General features: G+C 40.9%; 20 protein-coding genes. 18 read left to right on the forward strand and 2 right to left on the reverse strand.

The genetic code is table 11. The features are described 5' to 3' along the window. The first annotated feature begins 259 nt into the window (after positions 1-259). The 12 genes from secA to HMPREF0549_RS07075 all read left to right on the forward strand — a co-directional run bounded on the left by secA (position 260) and on the right by HMPREF0549_RS07075 (position 12,696). On the forward strand, positions 260-2,623 hold the full coding sequence (secA, locus tag HMPREF0549_RS07025) for a preprotein translocase subunit SecA (protein WP_003717579.1): 2,364 nt from the start codon (positions 260-262) through the stop codon (positions 2,621-2,623). A 101-nt stretch (positions 2,624-2,724) separates the two neighbouring features. Continuing rightward, positions 2,725-3,841 (forward strand): peptide chain release factor 2 gene (gene prfB, locus HMPREF0549_RS07030; protein WP_098045258.1). Its coding sequence is split into 2 segments (ribosomal slippage): positions 2,725-2,796 and positions 2,798-3,841, totalling 1,116 coding nucleotides; the frame shifts between segments, so codons are not numbered across the junction. A 58-nt stretch (positions 3,842-3,899) separates the two neighbouring features. After that, complete coding sequence (locus HMPREF0549_RS07035) at positions 3,900-4,226, forward strand: PspC domain-containing protein (RefSeq protein ID WP_003717582.1); 327 nt, start codon at positions 3,900-3,902, stop codon at positions 4,224-4,226. Then, entirely contained in the window at positions 4,227-4,580 is a 354-nt protein-coding gene (locus HMPREF0549_RS07040) for a phage holin family protein (RefSeq protein ID WP_003717583.1), read from the forward strand. A 16-nt stretch (positions 4,581-4,596) separates the two neighbouring features. Beyond that, positions 4,597-5,556 carry an HPr(Ser) kinase/phosphatase gene (gene hprK / locus HMPREF0549_RS07045; protein ID WP_040531592.1) on the forward strand — a complete coding sequence of 320 codons (960 nt, stop codon included), beginning with the start codon at positions 4,597-4,599 and terminating at the stop codon, positions 5,554-5,556. Then, on the forward strand, positions 5,549-6,373 hold the full coding sequence (lgt, locus tag HMPREF0549_RS07050; RefSeq protein WP_003717585.1) for a prolipoprotein diacylglyceryl transferase: 825 nt from the start codon (positions 5,549-5,551) through the stop codon (positions 6,371-6,373). Before hprK ends, lgt begins: the two co-directional genes overlap by 8 nt. A 26-nt stretch (positions 6,374-6,399) precedes the next feature. After that, positions 6,400-7,416, forward strand: coding sequence for an NAD(P)H-dependent glycerol-3-phosphate dehydrogenase (locus tag HMPREF0549_RS07055; protein ID WP_003717586.1), 1,017 nt, complete (start codon positions 6,400-6,402; stop codon positions 7,414-7,416). Positions 7,417-7,481: 65 nt separating this feature from the next. Continuing rightward, entirely contained in the window at positions 7,482-8,384 is a 903-nt protein-coding gene (galU, locus tag HMPREF0549_RS07060; protein WP_003717587.1) for a UTP--glucose-1-phosphate uridylyltransferase GalU, read from the forward strand. A 227-nt stretch (positions 8,385-8,611) separates the two neighbouring features. Next, positions 8,612-9,550 (forward strand): thioredoxin-disulfide reductase, encoded by a 939-nt coding sequence (trxB, locus tag HMPREF0549_RS07065; RefSeq protein ID WP_003717588.1) that lies wholly within the window; start codon positions 8,612-8,614, stop codon positions 9,548-9,550. A 121-nt stretch (positions 9,551-9,671) separates the two neighbouring features. Beyond that, positions 9,672-9,827, forward strand: a complete 156-nt coding sequence (locus HMPREF0549_RS09770; protein ID WP_154645769.1) for a hypothetical protein — start codon at positions 9,672-9,674, stop codon at positions 9,825-9,827. A 36-nt stretch (positions 9,828-9,863) separates the two neighbouring features. Continuing rightward, a complete protein-coding gene (locus HMPREF0549_RS07070; protein WP_258409010.1) occupies positions 9,864-10,868 on the forward strand; it encodes a glycosyltransferase family 8 protein in 1,005 nt (334 codons plus the stop codon). 100 nt (positions 10,869-10,968) lie between these two features. Continuing rightward, the gene (locus HMPREF0549_RS07075; protein ID WP_040531594.1) at positions 10,969-12,696 is read left to right on the forward strand and encodes a phospho-sugar mutase; all 1,728 of its coding nucleotides are present in this window, start codon (positions 10,969-10,971) and stop codon (positions 12,694-12,696) included. Between the two features lie 62 nt (positions 12,697-12,758). Here HMPREF0549_RS07075 and HMPREF0549_RS09400 read toward each other — a convergent pair whose 3' ends face one another. Continuing rightward, on the reverse strand, positions 12,759-15,683 hold the full coding sequence (locus HMPREF0549_RS09400) for an alkaline phosphatase family protein (RefSeq protein WP_003717592.1): 2,925 nt from the start codon (positions 15,681-15,683) through the stop codon (positions 12,759-12,761). Between the two features lie 263 nt (positions 15,684-15,946). Here HMPREF0549_RS09400 and uvrB point away from each other — a divergent pair, with 263 nt between their 5' ends. The 5 genes from uvrB (at position 15,947) to whiA (ending at position 23,902) form a co-directional block, all read left to right on the forward strand. Further along, positions 15,947-17,995: an excinuclease ABC subunit UvrB gene (uvrB, locus tag HMPREF0549_RS07085; protein ID WP_003717593.1), complete on the forward strand. Its 2,049-nt coding sequence runs from the start codon at positions 15,947-15,949 to the stop codon at positions 17,993-17,995. A 17-nt stretch (positions 17,996-18,012) separates the two neighbouring features. Beyond that, the gene (gene uvrA, locus HMPREF0549_RS07090) at positions 18,013-20,865 is read left to right on the forward strand and encodes an excinuclease ABC subunit UvrA (RefSeq protein ID WP_003717594.1); all 2,853 of its coding nucleotides are present in this window, start codon (positions 18,013-18,015) and stop codon (positions 20,863-20,865) included. 205 nt (positions 20,866-21,070) lie between these two features. Further along, positions 21,071-21,940: an RNase adapter RapZ gene (gene rapZ, locus HMPREF0549_RS07095; RefSeq protein WP_003717595.1), complete on the forward strand. Its 870-nt coding sequence runs from the start codon at positions 21,071-21,073 to the stop codon at positions 21,938-21,940. Positions 21,941-21,960: 20 nt separating this feature from the next. Beyond that, positions 21,961-22,947: a gluconeogenesis morphogenetic factor MgfK gene (mgfK, locus tag HMPREF0549_RS07100; protein ID WP_003717596.1), complete on the forward strand. Its 987-nt coding sequence runs from the start codon at positions 21,961-21,963 to the stop codon at positions 22,945-22,947. 13 nt (positions 22,948-22,960) lie between these two features. Next, on the forward strand, positions 22,961-23,902 hold the full coding sequence (gene whiA / locus HMPREF0549_RS07105) for a DNA-binding protein WhiA (RefSeq protein ID WP_003717597.1): 942 nt from the start codon (positions 22,961-22,963) through the stop codon (positions 23,900-23,902). A 61-nt stretch (positions 23,903-23,963) separates the two neighbouring features. Here whiA and clpP read toward each other — a convergent pair whose 3' ends face one another. After that, a complete protein-coding gene (gene clpP / locus HMPREF0549_RS07110) occupies positions 23,964-24,557 on the reverse strand; it encodes an ATP-dependent Clp endopeptidase proteolytic subunit ClpP (protein WP_003717598.1) in 594 nt (197 codons plus the stop codon). Positions 24,558-25,194: 637 nt separating this feature from the next. Between clpP and HMPREF0549_RS10160 the strand changes: the two genes are divergently transcribed. Beyond that, complete coding sequence (locus HMPREF0549_RS10160; RefSeq protein WP_255372237.1) at positions 25,195-25,326, forward strand: hypothetical protein; 132 nt, start codon at positions 25,195-25,197, stop codon at positions 25,324-25,326. Positions 25,327-25,566: the final 240 nt, after the last annotated feature.

A 25,566-nucleotide genomic window follows, 5' to 3' on the forward strand; every position in this document is an offset into this window, starting at 1 on the left:
AATCAGAGCATTTTGGCTTGTCTTATCGGCTTTTAGCCGAAGAGCAAACCACCCGTTTCACGGGTGGTTATGATTTTAGTTGGTGTTTCAAGCAGCATCGTATTACCTAGACGCTTTTTACAGCTTCATACGCTACTGGCTCGCACTCTAATCCGAAACGTGTTAGAATATTAAGGTTAGAATATAAATTAAAATTGCCTTGAGTAGCTGCTAAATCTCAAGTTAAAATTTAAAAACGTTAATTAGGAAGGACGCTTTTATGGCTAACATTCTAAAAAAATGGATTGAAAGCGATCGTCGTGAACTGCGGCGGATTAATAAGATTGCTAATAAAGTTGAAAAATATGCTAAGCCAATGGCGGCACTATCAGATGATGAATTAAAAGCTAAGACTGATGAATTTCGTGCGCGCTATAAAAAAGGTGAAGATTTAGACCACATGTTACCGGAAGCCTTTGCGGTAGCTCGTGAGGGGGCAAAACGGGTCTTAGGGCTTTACCCATTCCATGTTCAAATTATGGGGGGAATCGTTCTTCATGAAGGTAATATTGCCGAAATGAAGACTGGTGAAGGTAAAACCTTGACCGCTACCATGCCTGTTTACTTAAACGCAATCAGTGGTAAGGGTGTTCACGTTATTACGGTTAACGAATACTTATCAAAACGTGATGCTACTGAAATGGGGCAGCTTTATAATTGGTTAGGCTGCAGTGTTGGTATCAATAATTCCGAGATGTCTCCTGACCAAAAGCGTGAAGCATATAAGGCAGACATTATGTATTCCACCAACAGTGAGATTGGATTCGACTATCTTCGTGATAACATGGCCGTTTATAAAGAAGACCAGGTACAACGGGGACTAAACTATGCCCTTGTTGATGAGGTGGATTCAATTTTGATTGATGAAGCGCGGACCCCATTGATTATTTCTGGTCCGGGAACAGGAACATCAAAGCTTTATAAGCAAACTGATCGGTTCGTTAAAACGTTAAAGAACGAGGTTGATTACAAGGTCGATCTTGAATCAAAGACGGTTGCCTTAACTGATGAAGGAATTCAAAAGGCTGAAAAGTACTTTAACTTGAAGAACCTGTATGATCCAGAAAATACTGCATTGACCCACCACTTGGATCAGGCATTACGTGCTAATTACATTATGCTTCGGGATAAGGATTACGTGGTTTCTGATGGTGAAGTTTTGATTGTTGATTCATTTACCGGACGGGTAATGCAGGGACGGCGGTTCTCTGATGGTCTTCACCAAGCAATTGAAGCTAAGGAAGGCGTTCAAATTCAGGAAGAGAACAAGACCATGGCTAACATTACTTACCAGAACTTGTTCCGGATGTACAACAAGCTTGCGGGGATGACTGGTACTGCTAAGACCGAGCAAGAAGAATTCCGTGAGATTTATAACATGGAAACAATCACCATCCCAACTAACAAGCCAGTTCAACGGAAAGACGAACCAGACTTGCTTTACCCTACATTGCAGAGTAAGTTTGCTGCGGTAGTTAAGCGGATCAAGAGTCTCCACGAAAAGGGACAGCCAATCCTAGTTGGTACCGTTGCCGTTGAAACTTCAGAATATCTTTCTCACTTGCTGGATCAAGAACATATTCCACATGTTGTTTTGAACGCGAAGAACCACGCAAAGGAAGCTGATATCATTAAAAATGCTGGTCAGCGAGGCGCGGTTACGATCGCAACGAACATGGCTGGACGGGGGACCGACATTAAGCTTGGCCCTGGTGTCCGTGAATTAGGCGGACTCGCAGTTATTGGTACCGAACGACATGAATCACGACGGATTGATAACCAGCTTCGGGGACGTTCTGGTCGACAGGGTGATCCAGGCCTTTCCCAATTCTACCTTTCCCTTGAGGACGACTTAATGAAGCGATTCGGTGGTGACCGGATCAAAGCCTTCCTGGAACGGATGAAAGTTGACGATGATGATGCGGTAATTAAGAGTCGGTTCTTAACTCACCAAGTTGAGTCAGCTCAAAAACGGGTTGAAGGGAATAACTATGACTCCCGGAAGAACGTTCTTCAATATGATGATGTAATGCGTGAACAACGGGAAATCATCTATAAAGAACGTCAGGAAATCATCACAGAAGATAAATCATTAAAGTGGGTCCTGATGCCTATCTTTAAGCGGACAATCCAACGAGAAGTTGAACAACATACTTTAGGTGATCGCAAGGATTGGGATCTTAAAGGAATTATTGATTTTGCGGAAGAAGTCATTGTTAAGCCGGATACAGTTACCGTTGCCGACTTGGCAGATAAGTCGCCACGACAGATGGTTGATTTCTTAATGGGATACGCTAAGCAGATCTACAAGGACAAGCAGAAGCAACTTTATGATCCAGCTCAAATGCTTGAATTTGAAAAAGTTGTTCTCTTGCGGGTTGTTGACTCACACTGGACAGATCATATTGATGTGATGGATCAGTTCCGTCAATCTGTCGGTCTTCGTGGTTATGGTCAGTTGAATCCATTAGTTGAATATCAAACTGCTGGTTACCATATGTTTGAACAAATGATTGCGGATATCGAATACGAAACTACCCGACTCTTTATGAAGTCACAAATTCGGCAAAACGTTACCCGCTAATTGATAATTAAATATTGATAACTATCAAGGTACGGTAGCAGGTGGCCCCAAAGCGGTACCTGTTACCGTTTTGGTTTAAATTAAATATTGGAGGAACCATTTTGGAACTTAGTGAAGCAAAGAAAAAAGTAGAAGCAATGCAACAAGATGTTGCCCGCTTCGGGAGGTCTCTTTGACCTTGATGCTTTAGATGAAAGTATTGCAGAAAATGAACAAAAAATGGCTGAACCTGGTTTTTGGGACGATAATGTTGCAGCACAAAAAGTAATTAATGCAAATAATGAATTAAAGGATAAGCGCGATACTTTTGTAAAGCTACGGGATAATATCGGTAATTTGCAAACGTCAATCGAGTTATTGGAACTGGAACCTGATGATGAGCTACAGAGTGAATTTGAAAAGTCGTTTGGTGAAACACAAAAAGAGCTAGAGCAGTATCGGTTAAATCAGTTGCTTGATGGCGAGTATGATGCTAAAAACGCAATTTTGGAAATTCATCCGGGAGCTGGAGGAACAGAAGCTCAGGACTGGGGAGCAATGTTGCTTCGGATGTACGTTCGTTGGGGTGAACAACATGGCTTTAATGTTGAAACTGCAAGCTATGAAGCAGGAGAAGAAGCCGGAATTAAAAGTGTTACCTTATTAATTAAGGGACACAATGCGTTTGGTTACTTAAGAAGTGAGAAAGGGGTTCACCGCCTTGTCCGGATTTCACCATTTGATGCGGCAGGCCGGCGACATACATCGTTTGCCTCAGTGGATGTAATGCCTGAACTTGATGAAAGTGTAAATATTGACATTGATCCTTCCGATCTTCGGGTTGATACTTTCCGTTCAAGCGGGGCTGGTGGTCAGCATATTAATAAGACGGAATCAGCAGTGCGGATTACTCACATTCCTACTGGGATTGTTACTTCTTCTCAAGCAGAACGATCGCAGTTGCAAAACCGGGTAACCGCAATGAACATGTTGAAATCGAAACTGTATGAATTAGAGGAAGAAAAGAAGGCAAAGAAGCGGGCTGAAATTGAAGGTGAACAGCTTGAAATTGGCTGGGGTTCCCAGATTCGCTCCTATGTTTTCCATCCTTATACTTTAGTTAAGGATAACCGGAGTGGTCATGAGACGCATAATGGGCAAGCAGTTATGGATGGTGATTTGGATCCGTTTATTAATGCCTATCTCCAATGGAAATTAAGCCAGAAGAATCCACAGTAAATCTAATTGCAGTTACCGGAAAAACACAGTAAGATTAAGCTATTAGGAGGGATGAATTATGTCAAAAAAGTTGACCCGATCCTACGATGATCGTTGGCTAGCTGGAGTCCTTAGCGGGTTTGCTAAGTATTTCAATACTAAGCCACTTTACTTGCGGATTGCCTATATCCTATTTACTGCAATTACCGGGATTGTTCCCGGGGTTATTGTTTACATTGTTTTATTGGCAATTATCCCGCCCGATCCAGCACATCCCGGAATTGCCGGTCTCTTTAAGACGTTTGCCGATTTGACGTCGACCCCACAAAAGACACGGGATTCACAAGAAAGACGGCAATTAACTGATGTTGAAGAGAAAGATATAAAGAAGAATGGACGGTCGTAGATGGAATTTATTAAGCGTGTAATAATAGATACAATTCTCTTTATTGCATTAGCCGGTCTCTTTTCGCGGACTGGAATGTTCTATGTCAATAGTGTGGGAACTGCCCTGTTAGCAAGTGCTGTTTTAGCAGTGTTGAATGTATTAGTAAAACCAATTTTATTAATACTATCGTTGCCCATTAATGTGCTTACCTTAGGATTGTTTAGTATTGTGATTAATGCTTTGATGCTACAATTAACATCATCTTTTGTCGGATCATTTTATTTTCACTTCTCATCCTTTGGCTCAGCAATGTTGATTGCAATTGTTATGTCGATTTGCAATGTGATTATTTCCGATCACATTAATAATTAGTGAAGGAGTGGAAATAGTGGCAGATCATATTACCGTTAAAGAACTTGTTGATAATGTTCGATTAAAAGTTTTACAGGGTGAAGAATATCTTCAACGACCAATTACTACTAGTGATATTTCGCGGCCGGCCCTTGAATTTGCTGGTTATTTTAAACACTATCCAGCAATGCGGATTCAATTATTAGGGATTACTGAAACGTCCTTTGCCAAGGATCTAACTCACGAAAAACGGGAGAAGTATTTAACAAAAATGTGTGCTCCCCAAACACCGTGCTTTGTTATTTCAACTAACTTACCAATTCCTGCAGAACTGCAAGTTGCAGCTAAGAATGCCAAAATTCCAATTTTAGGAACCCACTTAACGTCATCACAAATTTTAAGTAACATGACTTCCTACCTTCTTGGTCGACTAGCACCGCGGCAGTCTTTACACGGTGTTCTTGTCGATATTAATGGTGTTGGGGTCTTAATTACTGGTGATTCTGGAGTCGGGAAGAGTGAAACTGCTCTTGAATTAGTTCGTCGGGGTCACCGTCTAGTAGCTGATGACCGGGTTGAAGTATATGCTCGAGATGAACAGACCCTTGTTGGTAAGGCACCAGCAATTTTAAAGCACCTTATGGAAATTCGGGGTATCGGAATTATTGATGTTTCTACTCTTTACGGAACCGGAGCAATTATGCCAAGTGATGTCATTAACCTAATCGTTCACTTGGAAACGTGGACTCCAGATGTTCAGTTTGACCGGTTAGGTGATCGGGGTGATAAGCAGACAATTCAAGGTGTAATTGTTCCTAAAGTTTCTGTCCCCGTTAAGACTGGGCGGAATTTGGCAATTATCATTGAATCCGCTGCAATGAACTACCGGGCAGAAACAATGGGGTATGATGCTACCAAGACCTTCGATGATAATTTGAACCGGTTAATTAAGCAAAATTCTGCACGGGATACAAAGGAAAAGCAAAGTAATGATTAATTTAAGCTTACCGCTTCTGGCATTTAATCCAATTGCCTTCAATCTTGGACCAATTCAAGTTCACTGGTACGGAATTATTATTGCGACTGGTGTTGTTCTCGCATTGATCCTTTCAGTGCGTGAGGGCCGACGACGAGGCATCAATGAAGATTACTTCTATGATTACCTTTTATGGGCGCTACCGATTGCGGTTATTTGCGCGCGGTTCTATTATGTTATTTTTCAGTGGGGTTACTATTCACATCATCCTGCAGAAATTATTGCAATTTGGGATGGTGGAATTGCAATCTATGGAGCGATTCTTGGTGGAATCCTCACACTATACTTTTTCTGTCGTGTCCGGCAAATTTCGATGTGGACAATGATGGATGTTATTTCGCCAACGTTAATTATGGCGCAGGGAATTGGCCGCTGGGGAAACTTCATGAATCAAGAAGCATTCGGGGCAATTACTAGCCGTGCAGCATTGATTAGTCAGCATCTACCAATGTGGATTATTAACCAAATGGATATTGGAAATCATTATCGCATACCGACTTTCTTATATGAGTCGCTATGGGATCTTGTTGGCTTTGCTTTATTAATGCTTTTGCGTCACCGTCACCACCTATTTAAGCGGGGTGAAGTTTTCTTGACCTATGTTATGTGGTATTCCGTGGGCCGCTTCTTTATTGAAGGGATGCGGACAGATAGTTTAATGATTGGTAATACGCTGCGAGTGTCACAGATATTATCATTGATCTTTTTTGTTGGGGCACTAATTACCTTAATCGTCAGAAGGCAACGGACAAATCTTCCGTGGTATGTAAATCAATAAGTTTAATTTGTTAAAGGAGAATAATTATGGCTGAACAAATTGCAGTTTTAGGAGCAGGTTCGTGGGGAAGTACATTGGCAAATATGTTGGTTGAAAACGGTCATGACGTTAAGCTGTGGTCGCGTAATCAAGAACAGGTTGACCAATTAAATAATGAACACGTAAATCCTCATTACATGAAGGATCTTGTTTATTCAGACAAGCTAGTGGCAACTACTGACATGGCAGAAGCCGTTAAAGGGGCCCAAGTTGTTTTAATTGTTATTCCAACTAAGGGACTTCGCCAGGTAGCGGGCCAACTTAATAAAATTCTGGAACAGAACAATCAACGGCCATTAATTGTTCATGCCACTAAGGGGTTGGAACAAAATACTTATAAGCGCCCTTCTGAAATGCTGATGGAAGAAATAAATGAAGAAAATCGGCGAGACATCGTTGTTCTGTCTGGTCCTAGTCATGCCGAAGATGTTGCAATTAAGGATATGACTGCTGTAACCGCTGCATGTGCTAACATCAATGATGCGGATAAAATTCAGAAGCTTTTCAGCAACAATTATTTCCGGGTTTACACGAACAATGACGTCATTGGTGCAGAATTCGGTGCTGCCCTGAAAAACATCATTGCAATTGGTGCAGGGGCACTTCAAGGGCTCGGTTACCATGACAATGCTCGTGCTGCATTAATTACTCGGGGACTTGCTGAAATTCGGCGTCTTGGTGTAGCGTTTGGTGCTAATCCGATGACCTTTATTGGCCTTTCTGGTGTTGGTGACCTTGTCGTTACCGCAACCAGTAAGAATTCTCGAAACTGGCGTGCAGGTTATCAATTAGGTCAGGGGAGAAAGCTTGATGATGTAATTGAACATATGGGAATGGTAATTGAAGGGGTATATACTACCAAAGCGGCTCACGAACTAAGTCTCAAGCGTCAGGTTAAGATGCCAATTACTGATGCCCTATACCGGGTTCTGTATGAGGGCGAGGACATTAAAAACGCAATTTCCCAGCTGATGAGCCGAGATCTTACTTCAGAAATTGAATAAGTATGGTAAAATGCATACAGTAGAGATTGAGAATTAAAATAATCTCATGGAAAGGGTTTATTATTATGAAACGCGTACGTAAAGCAATTATTCCTGCTGCTGGTTTGGGGACTCGTTTTCTTCCAGCAACAAAAGCTTTAGCAAAGGAAATGCTACCAATCGTTGATAAGCCAACGATTCAATTTATTGTTGAGGAAGCTCGGAAGTCTGGGATTGAAGATATTGTTGTTGTTGATGGCAAGAACAAGCGCTCAATTGAAGATCACTTTGATTCTAACCCAGAACTTGAAGATAATTTACGGGCTAAGCACAAGAATGAAATGTTGAAGTTAGTTGAAGAAACAACTGACATTAACATTTACTTCATTCGTCAATCACACCCACGTGGCCTTGGGGATGCTGTCTTAACAGCTCGTGATTTTATTGGTGATGAACCATTTGTTGTAATGTTAGGTGATGATTTGAACAACATTAACAATGATGGTGAACCATTAACTAAGCAATTGATCGAAAGTTATGAACAAACTGGCGCATCAACCCTTGCTGTTATGCGGGTACCACATGAAGATACTGCTAAATATGGTGTTATTAATCCAAGCAAGGAAGTTACACCAGGCCTCTTTAACGTTACTAGCTTTGTTGAGAAGCCAGATCCAAAGAAGGCGCCAAGTGACCTAGCAATCATTGGTCGGTATGTTTTTACCCCAGAAATCTTTGATGTTTTAGCAAAGACTAAGCCTGGTAAGGGTGGCGAAATTCAATTAACTGATGCAATTGATACCCTTAACCAAACTCAACGGGTCTTCGCTCGTGAATACATGGGTGACCGTTATGATGTTGGTAACAAGTTCGGCTGGGTTAAGACTAACATCGAATATGGTCTGAAGCACCCACAAGTTAAGGATGAACTTCGTCAATACATCAAAGAACTCGGCACTAAATTCGAGGCTGAGGATAAGAAAAAGTAGAACGTGAGCAGGTTTAAAAGAGCCTGTAAGACATAGTAGCAGGTGAACGTCTTTAGTCACGGCTGCAGTAGAAAGGATGCTTAAATTCCGGTAATTGGATTTAAGTATCTTTTTTTGCTTAAAGCACGCCTTACTACTTATAAAAAGTAAGCATAATGATAGACAATAACAGTGAAACAAGTTATTATGAATAATAATTAAATTGTGGATTAAGGAGGAGCTTTAAAATGGCTAACAAGGACCGTTATGACGTAGTAGTAATCGGTGCTGGTCCCGGTGGAATGACTGCAGCAATGTATGCTTCCCGGGCTAACTTATCCGTCTTAATGCTCGATCGGGGAATTTATGGCGGTAATTTGAATAATACGGCAACGATCGAAAACTATACTGGTTTTAAGAGTATTAAAGGACCAGAGCTTGCTCAACAGATGTACGATGGTTCGATTCAATTTGGTGCTGAATATGCCTATGGAACTGTGACTAACGTTGAAGTAAATGCTGATGGGACTAAAACGGTTTCCACTGATATGGATGAGCAATTTGTTGCTAAGGCAATTGTAATTGCAACGGGATCTGAGCAGCGTCACTTAGGAGTTCCTGGTGAAGAAGAATTTAGCGGTCGTGGTGTTTCATATTGTGCTGTTTGTGATGGTGCATTCTTTAAGGATAAGCCACTGATCGTTGTCGGCGGTGGTGATTCTGCTGTTGAAGAGGGAATGTACCTTGCTAATTTAGCATCCCAAGTAACGGTTTTAGTCCGTAGCGATAAACTTCGCGCACAACCAATGCTCCAGGACGAAGCAATGAAAAACGATAAGATGAAGTTTATCTTTAATACTAGTGTAACTGAGATTGTCGGTAATGATACAAAGGTTACCGGTGTCAAAACTCACAACAACCAAACTGGTGAAGATGGTACTATGGATGCAGACGGAATCTTTATTTATGTTGGTAACGTGCCGATGACAAAGCAGTTTGCATCATTAGGCATTCTTGACGATGCTGGCTGGGTTAAAACTGATAACACAATGAAGACAGCGGTTCCCGGGATCTTTGCTGTTGGTGATGTTCGTGAAACACCATTACGGCAGATCGCAACAGCTGTTGGTGATGGTTCAATTGCTGGACAACAGGTCTACCAATATATTCAATCATTAGAAAAGTAAATAATTTAATCACGGGGGGAACGTGGCAGAAGCCGAGTAAGACTTATGTCACCCCTCTTTTTTATTTTCTTTTTAAAGCTAAAAGGGTATAGTTATGTTGAATAAAAGGAGGAGCACTAAGATGTCAGCACCAGTAATCGCAATGCAATGTAACTATGCGTATCTTGATAAATTATTTACTAGTTTGAAATCACTTCTTTACCATAATAACGGTTTGAAAATTTATATTTTGAATCCTGATATTCCTCAGGAGTGGTTTAAAAATGTTAATCAGTAATTGAGTTCAATTGGCGATAATATAATTGACTTGAAAGTGGATCAGTCGGGTTTCGGTGATAGCCAAATTTCATTTAGTAATCGTTTAAACACGATGACGTTTAATAAGTTATTGTTGCCAAGGCTTTTGCCGGAAGAAAAGGTGCTGTACTTAGATAGTGATGTAATTATTAACCATTCAATAACGGCTTTACTTAATCTTGATTTCTCTGAACCATTAGCTGCGGTTAAGGATCTTAATTCTCCAGACAGTGAAATTAATGCTGGAGTGGTGTATTTTAATAATCCGGTAATTAATCAGCACCCGAAAATTGTTGATCAATTATTACCTGCTAGCAAACAACCTGGATTAAAGAATGCTGATCAATCAGTTTTGAGTAACTTCTTTTACCACCAGGCTAAATTTTTGCCCCGCACCTATAATTATGAAGTTGGGGTAGAAGGCTATGCGGTCTATCATCACATTGACCGTATAATTAGTGAATTAGCGCGAATCAGCGATCCGGCAATTATTCACTTCGATTCTGACGACAAGCCTTGGAATTTACTCTCGACAGTTCGCTACCGTGAATTGTGGTGGTACTATAACGGGATGAGTATTCGGGATATTATTGATCACGTTACTTTAGGGACAAATAAGCCACGATGGTCAAAACTCCGTGGTCCACTATTTTGCTTAACGAATAGCCAAAACTTTAGCCATTTGACCGAACTGGTAACTACTTTATCAGATTACCAATTTGAAATTGCTGCGCGAACTTCAATGGGACCTAAGCTAGTGTCACTCTTAAAGTACCCTAATGTTCGTTTATATCAGGGAATCCTTCCACAGGTAATGGCAGATCGTCTTAATTGTGCGAAAGCCTATCTTGATGTTAATCAGGGGATGAAGGACACCAAAGTAATTAGACAGTTTCTTGAAAGCGGGAAACCGGTTCTTGCATTTAATAATACGATGAGTATGGCCGGAAACGACCAGTACTTAGTCTTTGCTGATGATCAAGTAAAAAAGATGGCAGACTGGATTCGGACGATCGATTAGGTGGAGTAAAACTTTAGTAAAACAATGAAGTAAACGAACACAGCTGCCTGATAATGAGTTATACTGATAGCAGATTATGAGAAACAAAGGAGCAATTTTGATGAGCTGGAAAGATACTTACCAAGTTTGGAAAGACCGGACTGATCTTGAACCAAAATTAAAGAAAGAATTAGCTGCAATGCATGATGATAAGGAAATTGAAGATGCATTTTACGCACCAATGTCTTTCGGTACTGCCGGGATGCGGGGATTGATGGGCCCTGGAATTAACCGGATGAATGTTTATACCGTTCGTCAAGCAACTGAAGGTTTGGCAACGTTGATGGATTCCTTGGGGGATGAAATCAAGAAGCGTGGGGTTGCAATTAGCTATGATTCTCGTCATAATTCACGCCAGTTTGCTCACGATTCAGCACGAGTACTAGGTGCTCACGGAATTAAAGTTTACATTTACGATAATTTACGGCCAACACCAGAATTGTCATTTGCTGTTCGTCATTTACATACTTATGCTGGGATCATGATTACGGCTAGTCACAATCCTAAAGAATACAATGGCTACAAAATTTATGGTGAAGATGGTGGTCAAATGCCACCAAAGGAATCTGACATGATGACTGGCTATATCCGGAAGATTACCGATATTTTTGACATCAAATTAGCTGATGAACAAGAATTATTGGACAACGGAACGGAAACAATTATTGGTGAAGATGTGGATGCTGCATACTTGGCCGATGCAAAGAGCGTTACCGTTAATCCGGATTTGGCAAAGGAATATGGTAAGGACATGAAGTTTGTCTTTACGCCATTATGCGGTACCGGTCGGATGCTTGGTGAACGAGCATTACGTCAAGCTGGCTTTACTAACTTCACAATCGAACCAACCGAAGCACAACCAAATGGTGATTTCCCTGGTTTGGAACACCCTAATCCAGAATTCCCAGAAGCATTTGTTCGTTCCATTAAGTTAGGTAAAGAAATTGATGCAGATGTTCTAATTGCTACTGATCCTGATGCGGATCGTCTTGGCTGTGCAGTTCGTCAACCAAATGGCGAATACCAATTGCTGACTGGTAACCAAATTGCCTCAATCATGTTGGCTTACATTCTTGAAGCCCACAAACAAGCAGGTACCTTGCCAAAGAATGCTGCTGCTGTAAAATCAATTGTTTCAACTAACTTTGCTGCTAAGATTGCCGAAAGTTACGGTGTTGAAATGATTAATGTTTTAACCGGCTTTAAGTGGATTGCTGACCAAATTCACCAGTATGAAACGGGGAAGGCTGACCACACGTTCATGTTCGGCTTTGAAGAAAGTTACGGTTACCTCATTAAGCCATTTGTCCGTGATAAGGATGCTATTCAATCATTAACCTTACTGGCTGAAGTTGCCGCTTATTACAGAAGCCGGAAGATGACATTGTATGATGGCCTTCAAGAATTGTTCAAGAAGTATGGTTACTTCCGTGAAAAGACAGTTGCTAACATGTACCCAGGCGTTGATGGCCCAGCTAAGATTCAAGGCCTGATGAAGAAGTTCCGTGAAGAAGTACCAACCGACTTCGCTGGACACAAGGTAATGGTAACTGAAGACTTCTCTAAGGGAACAAAGACAACTGCTGACGGCCAAGTTAGTGAACTTGGAATTCCTGAATCAAATGTTCTTCGTTACATTCTTGATGACGAGACCTGGATTGCTATTCGGCCATCAGGTACTGAACCAAAATTGAAGTTCTATATCGGTACTAGTGCCCCATCACTTGATGAAGCTAACTCTAAGCTAGCTGCTTTTGAAAAGGCATTGAAGGAGTTTGCCGAAGAATAGTTTTAGTGATATAGGAAATTAAAGAGAAAAAGTCGCCCCAAATTTGGGACGGCTTTTTCTCTTTATTTTGCGATTTGTTTTAAGAATGAGTCCTTTAGCAGGTAATGGTGACCAGCAGTAAGGTCATACTGAACTAGTTGATAGTCGTGAAAGAGTTTCTTTTGCTGTGGAGTAAGCTTAACATGCTTTCCACGAGCATTAACAAAATCGGTTCCTCCTTGATGAGCTGAATTGTTTTTCGCGGTCCCGTTGGTTGGTAATGAGGTTGCCGGAATATCTTCAGCAACTTTCGTTAGCAGAGCGTAGTAGGGCGAAACTTTAACATCCATTTGTGCAAGTGCCATTGCAGCAAAATTGTTTGGCCCAACAAGCCGGTGCTGCCAAGTAAGCCGATTTTGGTTAGTTTTTCGTGCGGCTGCATTACTATAAATAAAGTAATCAGTTTCGTGGAGCTGAGTGCCATACTTTCCCATTGGTAAGCCATGATAAATTCCGGGGAGGTGATCACCGTACCAAACAACAGTGGTTGGCTGTTTAAGCTTATCCAGTTGATTAATCCACTTCTTTAATGCTTGATCAGTATAGTGAATTCCCTGAATGTAGGTTTCAATTTGTGCTTTTTGATCGGCCGTCTTAAAGCCCTTTCCGGAAACATGGTAATTATTTTTGGCGTAGTAGGTTGGTTCATATGGCATGTGGTTTTGCATCGTCGCTAATTGAACAAACTTACCGTGGGGTTGACGCTTAAGGTTTAATGTTACTTCCTTATAGGCAGAATCATCACTAACACGGGGACTCCGTTGAATTTTTTGAGTATAGGTAATTTTGTCACCACCATTGAAGTGATAGAACTTATTAAAGCCAAACTTTTTGTAAACCGTTTTTCTACTATAAAGGTTTGCGGAAAATGGGTGGATCCCAATACTGTAATTAAACAGATTGTTAATGGTAAAGGTTCGCTTTTGGTAAGGAACTAGCTGTGAATACGGTGTTGGTAATGTTGGTGAGAAGTTTGCAATCGAAAGACCAGTTAGGGCCTGGTATTCCATATTAGCTGTTCCGCCACCATACCCAGAGCTAAGCATTAATCCGCTAGTTGAATGCTTTTTTAGCTGGTGAAGGTAGGCAATCGGGTTGCCACTGACTTTCATTCCTGGAACCCGGGATGGATCGGAATAGCTTTCACTAAGGACAAACACCAGATTCTGTTTTCCAACACTATTATGGGTACGATTTTGATTGATTTTTGCTCCTAACTTAGAGTAGCGTTTAGCTAAATCTTTCATCGTAGCAGCCGAATATCCTTTAGGCTTGTTCATTACGTGGACATCAATGTTATTGGCAAACTGGAGAAGAGTACCGTTCATTTTGGCACCCCGTAATTGAGAGTAAAAGTATGGAGTGTCGTCGATGTTTTGCAACTGCTTATAGACGATCGAATTACTATGGTTTGCAAAGCTAAAGCTAAAAAGATAGGCACAGGAAAGAACCGCAATTGCAATCCGGACAATTGGGTTAAACCGGCATGACTTGCCAACATGCTTTTCTAGTTGCCAGCAAATCGCAATAATAATGATGGCGCCAATTAAAGTAAAAATAATTACCCACTTATTAACCATTCCCAGCATTTCACTAGGAGCGGTTAATGTTGAGATATCAGTAGGGATAATTGGCTCATTTCTGGCTGCAATTTTAAGGATCGAAGCGCCTAACCAGCCTAAGTAGAAAAGAATTGTTATCCCTGAGCTTACCCACCAACGGTTAGTAATCGCCATTAGGATCAAAGTAATTGCAAAAATAATAAGAACGTTTACCGTAATGATCTTTGGTCGTTCGGTTAGCATCCACTGAACCATTGTAAATTTACCACCCCAAAGGATCGCAAACGAACCGAGAGTGATCAGCCAGAGAATAAGAAAGGTTAAGAGGACTGGCCAGAAATTTTGGCAAATTTGTTTGAGGCGGTTAAAAAGGTTGCGATAATTTAACTGCCAAGTTATTTTATTTCCCAGGAAATTAATGAGCGTTAAAATTCCAGCAAAAGCGGCAGCAATTATAACACCAATTAGAAGTGAAAGTTGCCAGTTAACGTGTGGTAAGAGCAAGGGAGTAAAGATCATCGGTAATCCGAGCAAGTTAAGAAGCAGGATCCCGGTAATAGGTAAAAGGTGCTCTTTTGGTTTCTTATTCCTTTCCCGTAAGAACCATGCAGTCATTAGTAAGCAAGTAAGGAGAAGGAATGGCTGGTATGGGTTAATCCCTAATAAATAGTGAGTGTTGGGCGTGAGATCACTATGCGGACTATAATCAACATGGTTCATATTGAGCCAGGTAATTAGTGATGAAAACAGTAAACTGATAATTGTTAATCCAGCATAGCGCCTGTTTGACCAGTTTTTCAGCCAGCGTTGATCGCTTGCTAGCCAGTCACCAAGGGCAAATAGATAGCTGAACCAGATCAAGCTTGTTCCACGGTGAAAGCCAAATGCGTCATAACCGCTGATAAGGTTGATAAGAAAGAAAATAAATGAAAAGCTAATCAACCAGTGACGGCGCGTTATTGTTGACCAACGATGACACAGCTTTTGTAATGGGTGAGCAAAGAGATATAGCCCGCTGCAGACGAGCCAAGTGATAAATACCTGTTGAACAACATAGAGCTCGGGAGACGGCTGGGCGGTTGTGGTTACCGGTTGGGTAGTAAACTTTGCCCAGGTGAAAGTAATAATTCCGATAATCCACAGGGTAAGGACAACTATCTGGCGATTAAATTGCCGTTGCTGTTGATTAGCACCAATAGCGATCGGTACCCATAGGACAACCGTGCTAACAAATGTTTTGAGAATCCACCAAAGAATAAAGGGCCAGGTAGCTTCTTGAAGGTGGGTAAGAAGCTGACTTGCGGTTCCTAAAAAGCAAATAATTGTTAAGACAACAAATAAAGTCCCCAATTGTTGCCCGCGCTTTTGCTTTAAACTACTAAACATCGATCTTCAACTTTCCTTTTATGAAATTTAAACATTACTATTATATGTACAAGCAAAGTCGTGATTCAATAGGGGAGAAAAATGATTAAGGTAAAGTTAATTTACGGATGTTGATTGTTTTATAGTAAGACAATTTAGAATTTCTATATTGATAGACGAATGCATGTTCTGATGATAAACTAAAAGAGATAATTATGGTAAGACGGAAGGTAACGAAGAACGAATTGTTGCCTTCCATTTTCGAGTGCTGAGGAGGATTAATCGTGATATATCGTCAACCTCATAAAAATTTTGAACTAGTTTCGGACTATAAACCGACTGGTGATCAGCCAGAGGCAATTAAGGAATTGACTACTGGAATTGAAAAGGGAGAAAAAGCACAGATCCTATTAGGGGCAACCGGAACGGGGAAAACTTTTACGATTTCAAATGTGATTGCGAAGGTTAATAAACCAACATTAATTCTATCCCATAACAAAACACTGGCTGGGCAATTGTACAGTGAAATGAAAAAGTTCTTCCCGCATAATGCGGTTGAATATTTTGTTTCCTATTATGATTATTATCAACCAGAAGCATATGTTCCTTCTAGCGATACATACATTGAAAAGGACGCATCAATTAACGATGAGATTGATGAATTGCGCCATTCAGCAACTAGTTCATTAATGGAACGAGACGATGTTATTGTTGTGGCATCCGTTTCCAGTATTTTTGGTCTTGGTGATCCAAGCGAATACCATAACCATGTCGTTTCACTACGGGTTGGTCAAGAAATTGAACGGGATCGGTTACTCCGCGAGCTGGTTAATATTCAGTTTGAACGGAACGATATTGACTTTCAACGGGGGCGGTTCAGAGTTCACGGGGATGTTGTTGAAGTCTTCCCCGCATCACGTGAAGATAAGGCGCTGCGGATTGAATTTTTTGGTGATGAAATTGATCGGATTCGTGAAGTTGATGCCCTTACTGGCGAAGTAATTGGTGATCGGGAGCACATTTCAATCTTCCCGGCAACTCACTTCTTAACGAGTGAAGAGATTATGGATCGGGCCCTTCCACAGATCGAAAATGACATGAAAAAACAGGTCAAAAAGTTTACTGATGAAGGAAAACTCCTTGAGGCAGAACGAATTCAGCAACGGACAACTTATGATATCGAAATGCTTCGTGAAATGGGGTATTGTAACGGAATTGAAAATTACTCACGGTATATGGATGGTCGAAAACCTGGAGAGCCGCCATATACCCTACTGGATTTTTTCCCCAAAGACTTCCTATTAGTAGTTGATGAATCACACCAAACAATGCCTCAAGTTCGGGGAATGTACAATGGTGATCGTGCACGGAAGCAGATGCTAATTGACTATGGCTTCCGCTTGCCAAGTGCGCTTGATAACCGACCATTAAAACTAGCAGAGTTTGAAAAGCACGTTAACCAAGTCGTTTATATGTCGGCTACTCCTGGTCCATATGAAATGGCCCAAACAGATCACGTTGTTCAGCAAATTATTCGACCAACTGGCTTACTAGACCCAACGATTGAAGTTCGACCGGTAATGGGACAGATTGATGATTTGGTTGGTGAAATTAATAAGCGGATTGAGAAGCATGAACGGGTCTTTGTCACAACACTGACTAAGAAAATGTCAGAGGATCTTACTGACTACCTTAAAGATCTTGGATTAAAGGTTAAATATCTTCATAGCGACATCAAGACACTAGAACGAACACAAATCATTCGTGACCTGCGTTTAGGCAAGTTCGATGTGCTTGTGGGAATTAACCTTCTTCGTGAAGGATTGGATGTTCCGGAAGTATCCTTAGTCGCAATTCTTGATGCGGATAAGGAAGGCTTTTTGCGGAATGAACGTTCATTAATTCAGACGATTGGTCGGGCAGCACGGAATGCAAATGGTTCCGTAATTATGTATGCTGATACGGTTACTGATTCAATGCAAAAGGCAATTGACGAAACGAAACGGCGACGGGAAATTCAGATAGCTTACAATAGAAAGCACGGGATCACTCCTAAGACCATCATTAAGCCAATTCAAGAAACTATTTCCTCAACCACGAAGACTGAGGATATCGGAAAAGAAGCCGACAGTACGGAATTTACTACTAAGGATTTTGCCAAGCTAAACCGTGATGATCAGACAAAGATGGTTGAAGAATTAACTGAACAAATGCGGACAGCAGCTAAGCGGTTAGACTTTGAACAAGCCGCAACGCTTCGTGATACGATAATGGAATTAAAGGCACAGATGACAGGAAAGAAAACTAAAAGAATGAAGCATAGTAAAAAATAAGGGGGAGTGAATTATTCGTGGCAAACGATAAGATTATTATTCATGGCGCACGTGCACATAATTTAAAGAATATTGACGTAAAAATCCCCAAGAATAAGCTAGTTGTAATTACCGGCTTATCCGGATCGGGAAAAAGTTCGCTAGCATTTGACACCTTATACGCAGAGGGACAACGTCGTTATGTGGAAAGCTTATCTGCATATGCCCGTCAGTTCTTAGGGCAAATGGATAAGCCGGATGTTGATTCAATTGATGGCCTCTCGCCCGCAATCTCGATTGACCAGAAGACCACATCCCATAACCCCCGTTCCACAGTAGGGACCGTTACGGAAATTAACGACTTCCTGCGGTTATTATGGGCACGGGTAGGAACACCAATTTGTCCCAATGATCATATCCCGATTAGCAGTCAATCGCCTGACCAGATGGTTGACCGGGTACTGGAACTCCCTGAACGAACTCGGCTTCAGATCCTTTCCCCAGTTGTTCGTGATAAGCGTGGAACACAAAAGAAAGTCTTTGAAAAGATCAAAAAGGAAGGGTTTGTGCGGGTTCAAGTAGATGGTGAAACCTATGAATTGGATGAAGTTCCGGAGCTTGATAAGAATAAGAAACATACGGTTAACGTTGTCATTGACCGGATTATTATCAAGGATGGGATTCGTTCTCGTTTATTTGATTCATTCGAAGCTGCTCTGCGATTAAGCGATGGTTACGCAATTGCAGACGTGATTGGTGGAGACCCAATTCCGTTTTCTGAAAAATATGCTTGTCCAATTTGTGGATTTACTGTAGGAGAGCTTGAACCGCGACTATTCTCTTTTAACGCTCCAATTGGCGCTTGTCCTGAATGTGAGGGCTTGGGTTCAAAACTTGAGGTTGACGTGGATCTAGTGGTTCCTGACCGAACTAAAACACTTCGGGAAGGAGCAATGATTCCGTGGAATCCGATTTCTTCACAATACTATCCACAGTTACTGGAACAATTCTGTAAAGCTGCCGGAATTAATATGGATACGCCATTTAATAAACTTTCCAAAAAGCAACAACAGCAGGTTCTGTATGGTAACGGCGATCAGACATTCCATTTCCATTACGAGAATGACTTTGGTGGAGTTAGGGATGTTGATGTGCCATTTGAGGGAGTTATTAATAATATTAAGCGTCGGTATAAGAAAACCAATTCTGACTTTACTCGAGAGCAAATGCGAAAGTATATGACAGAACTGCCTTGTCCGGCTTGTCACGGTTATCGGCTTAACCAACAGGCGTTAGCAGTTAAAATTAACGGTCAAAATATTGGTGAAGTTTCCGAATTGCCAATTAGTAAGGCCATTACGTTCTTTGAAGGAGTTCAATTCTCCGAACAGCAAGAAAAGATCGCCCGGCCAATTTTGAAAGAGATTTTAGATCGACTGACTTTTATGAAAAATGTCGGTGTTGAATACCTGACATTGAGCCGCTCTGCACGAACACTCTCTGGGGGAGAAGCTCAACGAATCCGTTTGGCAACCCAAATTGGTTCAAATCTTTCTGGGGTAATGTATGTCCTTGATGAACCTTCAATTGGATTACACCAGCGGGATAACGATCGGTTAATTTCTTCCCTTAAGGCAATGCGCGATCTTGGTAATACCTTGATTGTGGTTGAACACGATGAAGACACCATGCGGGCTGCGGACTATATTGTTGATATTGGTCCGGGAGCAGGAGCTAATGGTGGAAGGGTAATGGCCGCTGGAACGCCAAAACAAATCATGCGTTCCAGAAAATCACTAACGGGTCAGTATCTTTCTGGTAAAAAGATGATTGAGGTGCCTAAAGAGCGTCGAGAAGGTAATGGGAAACACATTATTCTTAAAGGGGCTGCTGAGAATAACTTAAAAAACATTAATGTTGATTTTCCTCTTGGCAAGTTTATCTGTGTAACTGGTGTTTCCGGTTCTGGAAAATCCACCTTAGTCAACGTAATTTTGAAGCGGATTCTGGCGCAGAAATTGAATAATAATTCGGCTAAGCCTGGTAAGTATAAATCAATTAGTGGAATTAAAAATATCGAGAAAGTAATTAATATCGATCAGTCACCAATTGGACGGACACCACGGAGTAATCCTGCTACATACACTGGTGTCTTTGATGATATTCGTGAACTCTTTGCGCAAACAAACCAGGCCAAGATGCGTGGCTATAATAAAGGACGCTTTAGTTTTAATGTAAAGGGTGGCCGTTGTGAAGCCTGCCATGGTGATGGAATTATTAAGATCGAGATGAACTTCTTGCCAGATGTTTACGTTCCGTGTGATGTTTGTCACGGAACACGTTATAATTCGGAAACGCTTGAAGTTGAGTATAAGGGAAAGAATATTTCACAAGTCCTTAACATGACTGTTTCTGAAGCATTGAAGTTCTTTAGCGCAATTCCGAAAATCAAGCGAAAGCTACAGACAATTGAAGATGTTGGTTTAGGTTACGTAACTTTAGGTCAACCAGCTACCACGCTCTCAGGTGGTGAAGCCCAGAGAATGAAGCTTGCTGCTGAACTCCACCGTCAATCACGAGGTAAAAGCTTTTATATTCTTGATGAGCCTACTACTGGGCTACACATGGATGATATTAAACGCTTGTTGGCGGTTTTACAGCGACTAGTTGATGCTGGGAATACCGTCTTGGTGATTGAGCATGATCTTGATGTTGTCAAATCAGCTGACTGGCTAATTGATCTTGGCCCTGAAGGAGGAGAAGCAGGTGGTTATATAGTTGCTACCGGGACTCCTGAAGAGGTGGCAAAGGTTAAGGAAAGCTATACCGGTCAATATCTGAAGAAGATGTTAAAACGGGATCAGGAGCTTGAGGAGAAAAAACAACATTAAGTTTTCTGATTAATCTTGAAAATACACAAACAGGAGGCTTCAGAGTTCGACATTGGCGAGCTTTGAAGCTCTTTTGCATCTTTTAAGTATTAACTAGTATTTTCTGAAAAACGACAAGACTTGCCTTAGTTCTAGTTATTAAAAGACACGCCCGGATTGTTGTGATACAATAATTAGGTATAAGTGTAGAAAAGAGGGAGAGAACATGGTGGAAAAGATGCGAGTGGTAATTATTACCGGAATGAGCGGTGCCGGGAAAACCGTTGCTGTTCATAGTCTTGAAGACTTAGGCTACTTCGTGTTCGATAATATGCTGCCTAACTTGGCGGAAAAATTTGTCGATGTGATGGAGAAAGCAAGTCAGTTTAATAAGGTGGCCATGGTGATGGATTCTCGTTCTCAGGGATTTTATGATCAAGTACTGCCAAGTATTCAACAATTGAAAAAGCGTGAAGATCTTGAGGTTAGTTTACTTTTTCTCGATGCTGCCGATGATAAATTGATTTCTCGTTATAAAGAAACGCGTCGTTCACACCCGCTGTCACCTCATGGTCGGTTATTAGACGGAGTGACGGCTGAGCGAAAATTGCTGAATAACCTCAAGAGTGAGGCGGATATTCGGATTGACACTACTTCCTTGACGCCACGGAACCTCAAATTAAGGCTCAATAAGATCTTTGGTCATGGCGAGGGGAGCAATTTCTATATTGAAGTAATGTCGTTCGGCTTCAAGTATGGATTGCCGTTAGATGCTGATATTGTACTTGACGTTCGTTTTCTCCCTAACCCCTTTTACGTCCCAGAGCTTAAACATTTGACGGGTAATGATGCTGCTGTTCAGGAATACGTGATGAAAAGTCCGTTAGCAAAGAAATTTTATGCTCATTTAAAGTCATTGTTAGAAACGGCGATGCCAGGCTATATTCATGAAGGAAAAAGTAGCCTAACAATTGCAATCGGCTGTACTGGCGGGCAACACCGTTCCGTTACCATTGCGAATAGGGTTGCGGCTGATTTAAAAGCTGATGGTTATCAAGTTAATATTCACCATCGGGACGTTGATAAGGCAAAATAAAAAAGTAGAGGAAGGATTATATGTTTCATAAGCCAAAGATCGTTGTGATCGGGGGCGGGACTGGCCTGCCAGTTGTCCTTCGCGGGTTACGCGATCAAAATGCTGATATTACAGCGGTAGTTACCGTTGCTGATGATGGTGGTTCGTCGGGGATTCTTCGAGATTATATTAATGTGGTACCGCCTGGTGATATTCGAAATGTTCTGGTTGCTCTCTCTGAATTACCAAAGTTACAGAAAGAGATCTTCCAGTATCGGTTTAAGACAACTGATCAATTTTTGGCGGGTCATGCCATTGGTAACCTTATTATTTCTGCTCTTTCGGAAATGCAGGGTGATATTTTTGATGCAGTCCAGGAGCTTTCAGAGATGATGAAGATTCGGGGACATGTTTTTCCCGTTTCTGATGAACCATTAACGTTAAATGCTGAATTTATGGATGGTTCGACTCTTAGTGGTGAGTCAGAAATCACTAAAGCCAATAAGCAGATTAAACATGTCTGGGTAACGCCATCAAATGATGATGACGGTCACAAAGCCAAAGCAGTTCCTGAGGTTGTTAAAGCAATTGAAAATGCAGATCAAATTGTTTTGGGACCCGGTAGTCTGTTTACAAGTATTCTGCCTAATTTGATGATTCGTGATGTTGCTCAGGCCGTATGCAGGAGTAAGGCAGAAGTAGTCTATATTTGTAACATTATGACGCAAAAGGGAGAAACCGATCATTTTACTGATGCTGATCATGTTCGGGTACTTAACCGTCACCTTGGGAAAGACTTTATTGATACCGTATTAGTTAATATTCAGCCAGTTCCCGATAACTATATTGACTTTAAGGAATGGAACGAAATTTCCCAGCCTGTGGGACATGATTTTCAGGGGCTCCGGAAGCAGGGATGCCGAGTTATTAGTTCCAACTTCTTACAGTTAAAGGATAATGGAGCATTTCATGACCGTGATAAGGTTGTTAATGAGTTAATGAATCGCCTCCATGAAGTTCATGATTAGGAGGTGACTAGCATTGTCCTATGCTAGCGAAGTAAAAAAGGAGCTAACAGCAATTAAGGTTCACCGTGATAATGCTAAAGCTGAGCTAATGGCCTTAATTAGGATGAATGGCTCAATCGGAATCAGTAATCACCACCTCGTATTGAATATTCAAACTGAAAATCCCGCCATTGCCCGGCGGATATATTCGTTGCTGAAAGATTTTTATCACGTCGAAAGTGAAATTGTTGTCCGGCGGAAGATGAAACTAAAGAAAAATAACCAGTATATTGTTCGTTTACGTTATTCTGCAGAACGTGTTCTGGATGATTTACAAATCTTACAAGGGATGCAGATCAAGGAACAGGTTCCTGTTGAATTACTAAAGGACGAATGGATGGTTCGCTCATATTTGCGTGGTGCCTTTTTGGCCGGTGGTTCTGTAAACAACCCTGAAACTTCTCGTTACCATTTGGAAATCTATTCCCTCTATGAAGAGCATAATGAGATGATTGCCCGGATGATGAATAAGTTTGGCTTAAATGCTCAAACAACTGCTCGACGAAGCGGGTATATTGTTTACCTTAAGGAAGCTGAGAAAATTGCTAACTTCATGTCGCTAATCGGTGCAACTAATTCGATGCTGCAATTTGAAAATATTCGGATTGTCCGTGATATGCGTAATTCAGTTAACCGTCTCGTTAACTGTGAGAATGCGAATATGAACAAGATTGCTAATGCTTCAACTAAGCAAATCGAAAATATTAAGCTCATTGAAGCAAGTGTCGGCTTAGAAAGTTTGCCGGATAAGTTACGCGAGATTGCTGAAACGCGGCTTGCTCACCAGGAAGTCAGTTTGAAAGAACTAGGAGAACTAGTTCCCGGTGGTCCAATTTCAAAGTCTGGCGTTAATCATCGCTTGCGAAAGCTGAATGCGTATGCAGATGAACTCCGCAATCGAGCACTGGCTAAATAAGTAAGTTTAAACAAAAATAAGCTGAAGGAAATTTTCCTTCAGCTTATTTTTTGATCATTGATTACTTCAGCTTAGAATTGTTTTCCATAATTCCGTCAAGCAAACCATAATCAACAGCTTCTTGAGCAGTTAAGTAGTGATCACGTTCGGTATCACGGTTAATCTTTTCGATTGGCTGTCCTGAATTCTTGGCCAGAATTTCATTAATCATCTTCCGTGTCTTCAAAATTTCAGTAGCAGCAATTTCAATTTCGGTTTGTTGACCTTGAGCACCACCAGATGGTTGGTGAATCAAAACTTGTGAGTGTGGTAAACCAAAACGCTTACCCTTAGCACCTGAAGATACTAAGACGCTGGCCATAGAAGCAGCCATCCCGATAACAATAGTTTGAACATCAGATTTGATGAAGTTCATAGTATCGTAAATTGCCATTCCAGATGTAACCACACCACCTGGAGAATTAATGTAAAGGTAAATGTCTTTTGTTGAATCTTGCGCATCTAGGAAAAGAAGTTGCGCAACGATTGAATTAGCCATATCGTCTTCAATTGGGCCAGATAACATAATGATCCGATCTTTTAGAAGCCGTGAATAAATGTCATAAGCACGTTCACCACGAGATGATTGCTCAATGACAGTAGGAACTAAATTCATAGTTGATTAGCCTCCCTTATTTTTAGCACTTGTTAGCATCAATTGCTAACTTATGTGAATACTATACTCGTTTGGTCAAAAAAGGTCAAATAATTTGTCATGAAAAATAAAAATGAGGCCGGGAGTTTAACGGCCTCATTATTTTGTTATGGTCAATTCGTGGTGTTTATACGGCTAGGCATCATTAATGATAGGGGGAGAGGAAATAATGAGCCGCATGGTTAGTATTAGTTTAGTGGAGATCCTTAGCAATCAAACTGAGTTCAGTAGCAGCTGATTCCTTATCAAGACTTGTCCAGTCAGTTTTGTTAAATTTAACAAATGCTTTGAATGTATCTTTAGTCATAATAAATTACCTCGTTTTCATATAATAGGCGTTTTAATTAGCCCTTGTTTGTTTACGACTATATAGTATCTCATATTGGTATACTTTGCAAGACCTTTTGCCTATTGATTTTGTTAAAGATATTGTTAAATTGGTCTAGTTTAATTTGAGAAAAATTTTTTCTTCAAGTAAATGCTGCTATAATAATCCTGACGAGAGATAGCCTTTTATGAAGGGTTGCTTTTTAAATCCATGCCCGGTATAATTGGAGCGTTAATTAATTTACGTTTAATATATAAGGAGGCATTTGCTATGCGTAAAGCACACCCATACGGCGTTCAAGGTCGTCGGCCAATTGCTCCTAAGTACAAGCGAGCATTAAAGGAAAAGAAGATTGAAGCTATTCGTAAATGGGCTAAGGAAAAGCCAGCTGAAGAAAAGTAATTTTAATATTATAAGTGGTTGACCGAATTTATTTAGTCAGCCTTTTTTATTTAATAAGAGAAAAGGGAGCGGCTTCCAACATGGTGCCGGTCCTTTTTTGGCTTTATTTATCATAGAACTAAATTGTGAATTGATTGAGGAAATTGTAAATCAACCCTTTTAAGAACCTATTTGGATTTCTACGATTAGATTCAGTAAGGCCGAAAACTACTGATAAATAGAAAGAGGCAAGAAAAGCAT

Origin of the sequence: Limosilactobacillus vaginalis DSM 5837 = ATCC 49540 (assembly GCF_000159435.1) — a bacterium.
GTDB lineage: Bacteria > Bacillota > Bacilli > Lactobacillales > Lactobacillaceae > Limosilactobacillus > Limosilactobacillus vaginalis.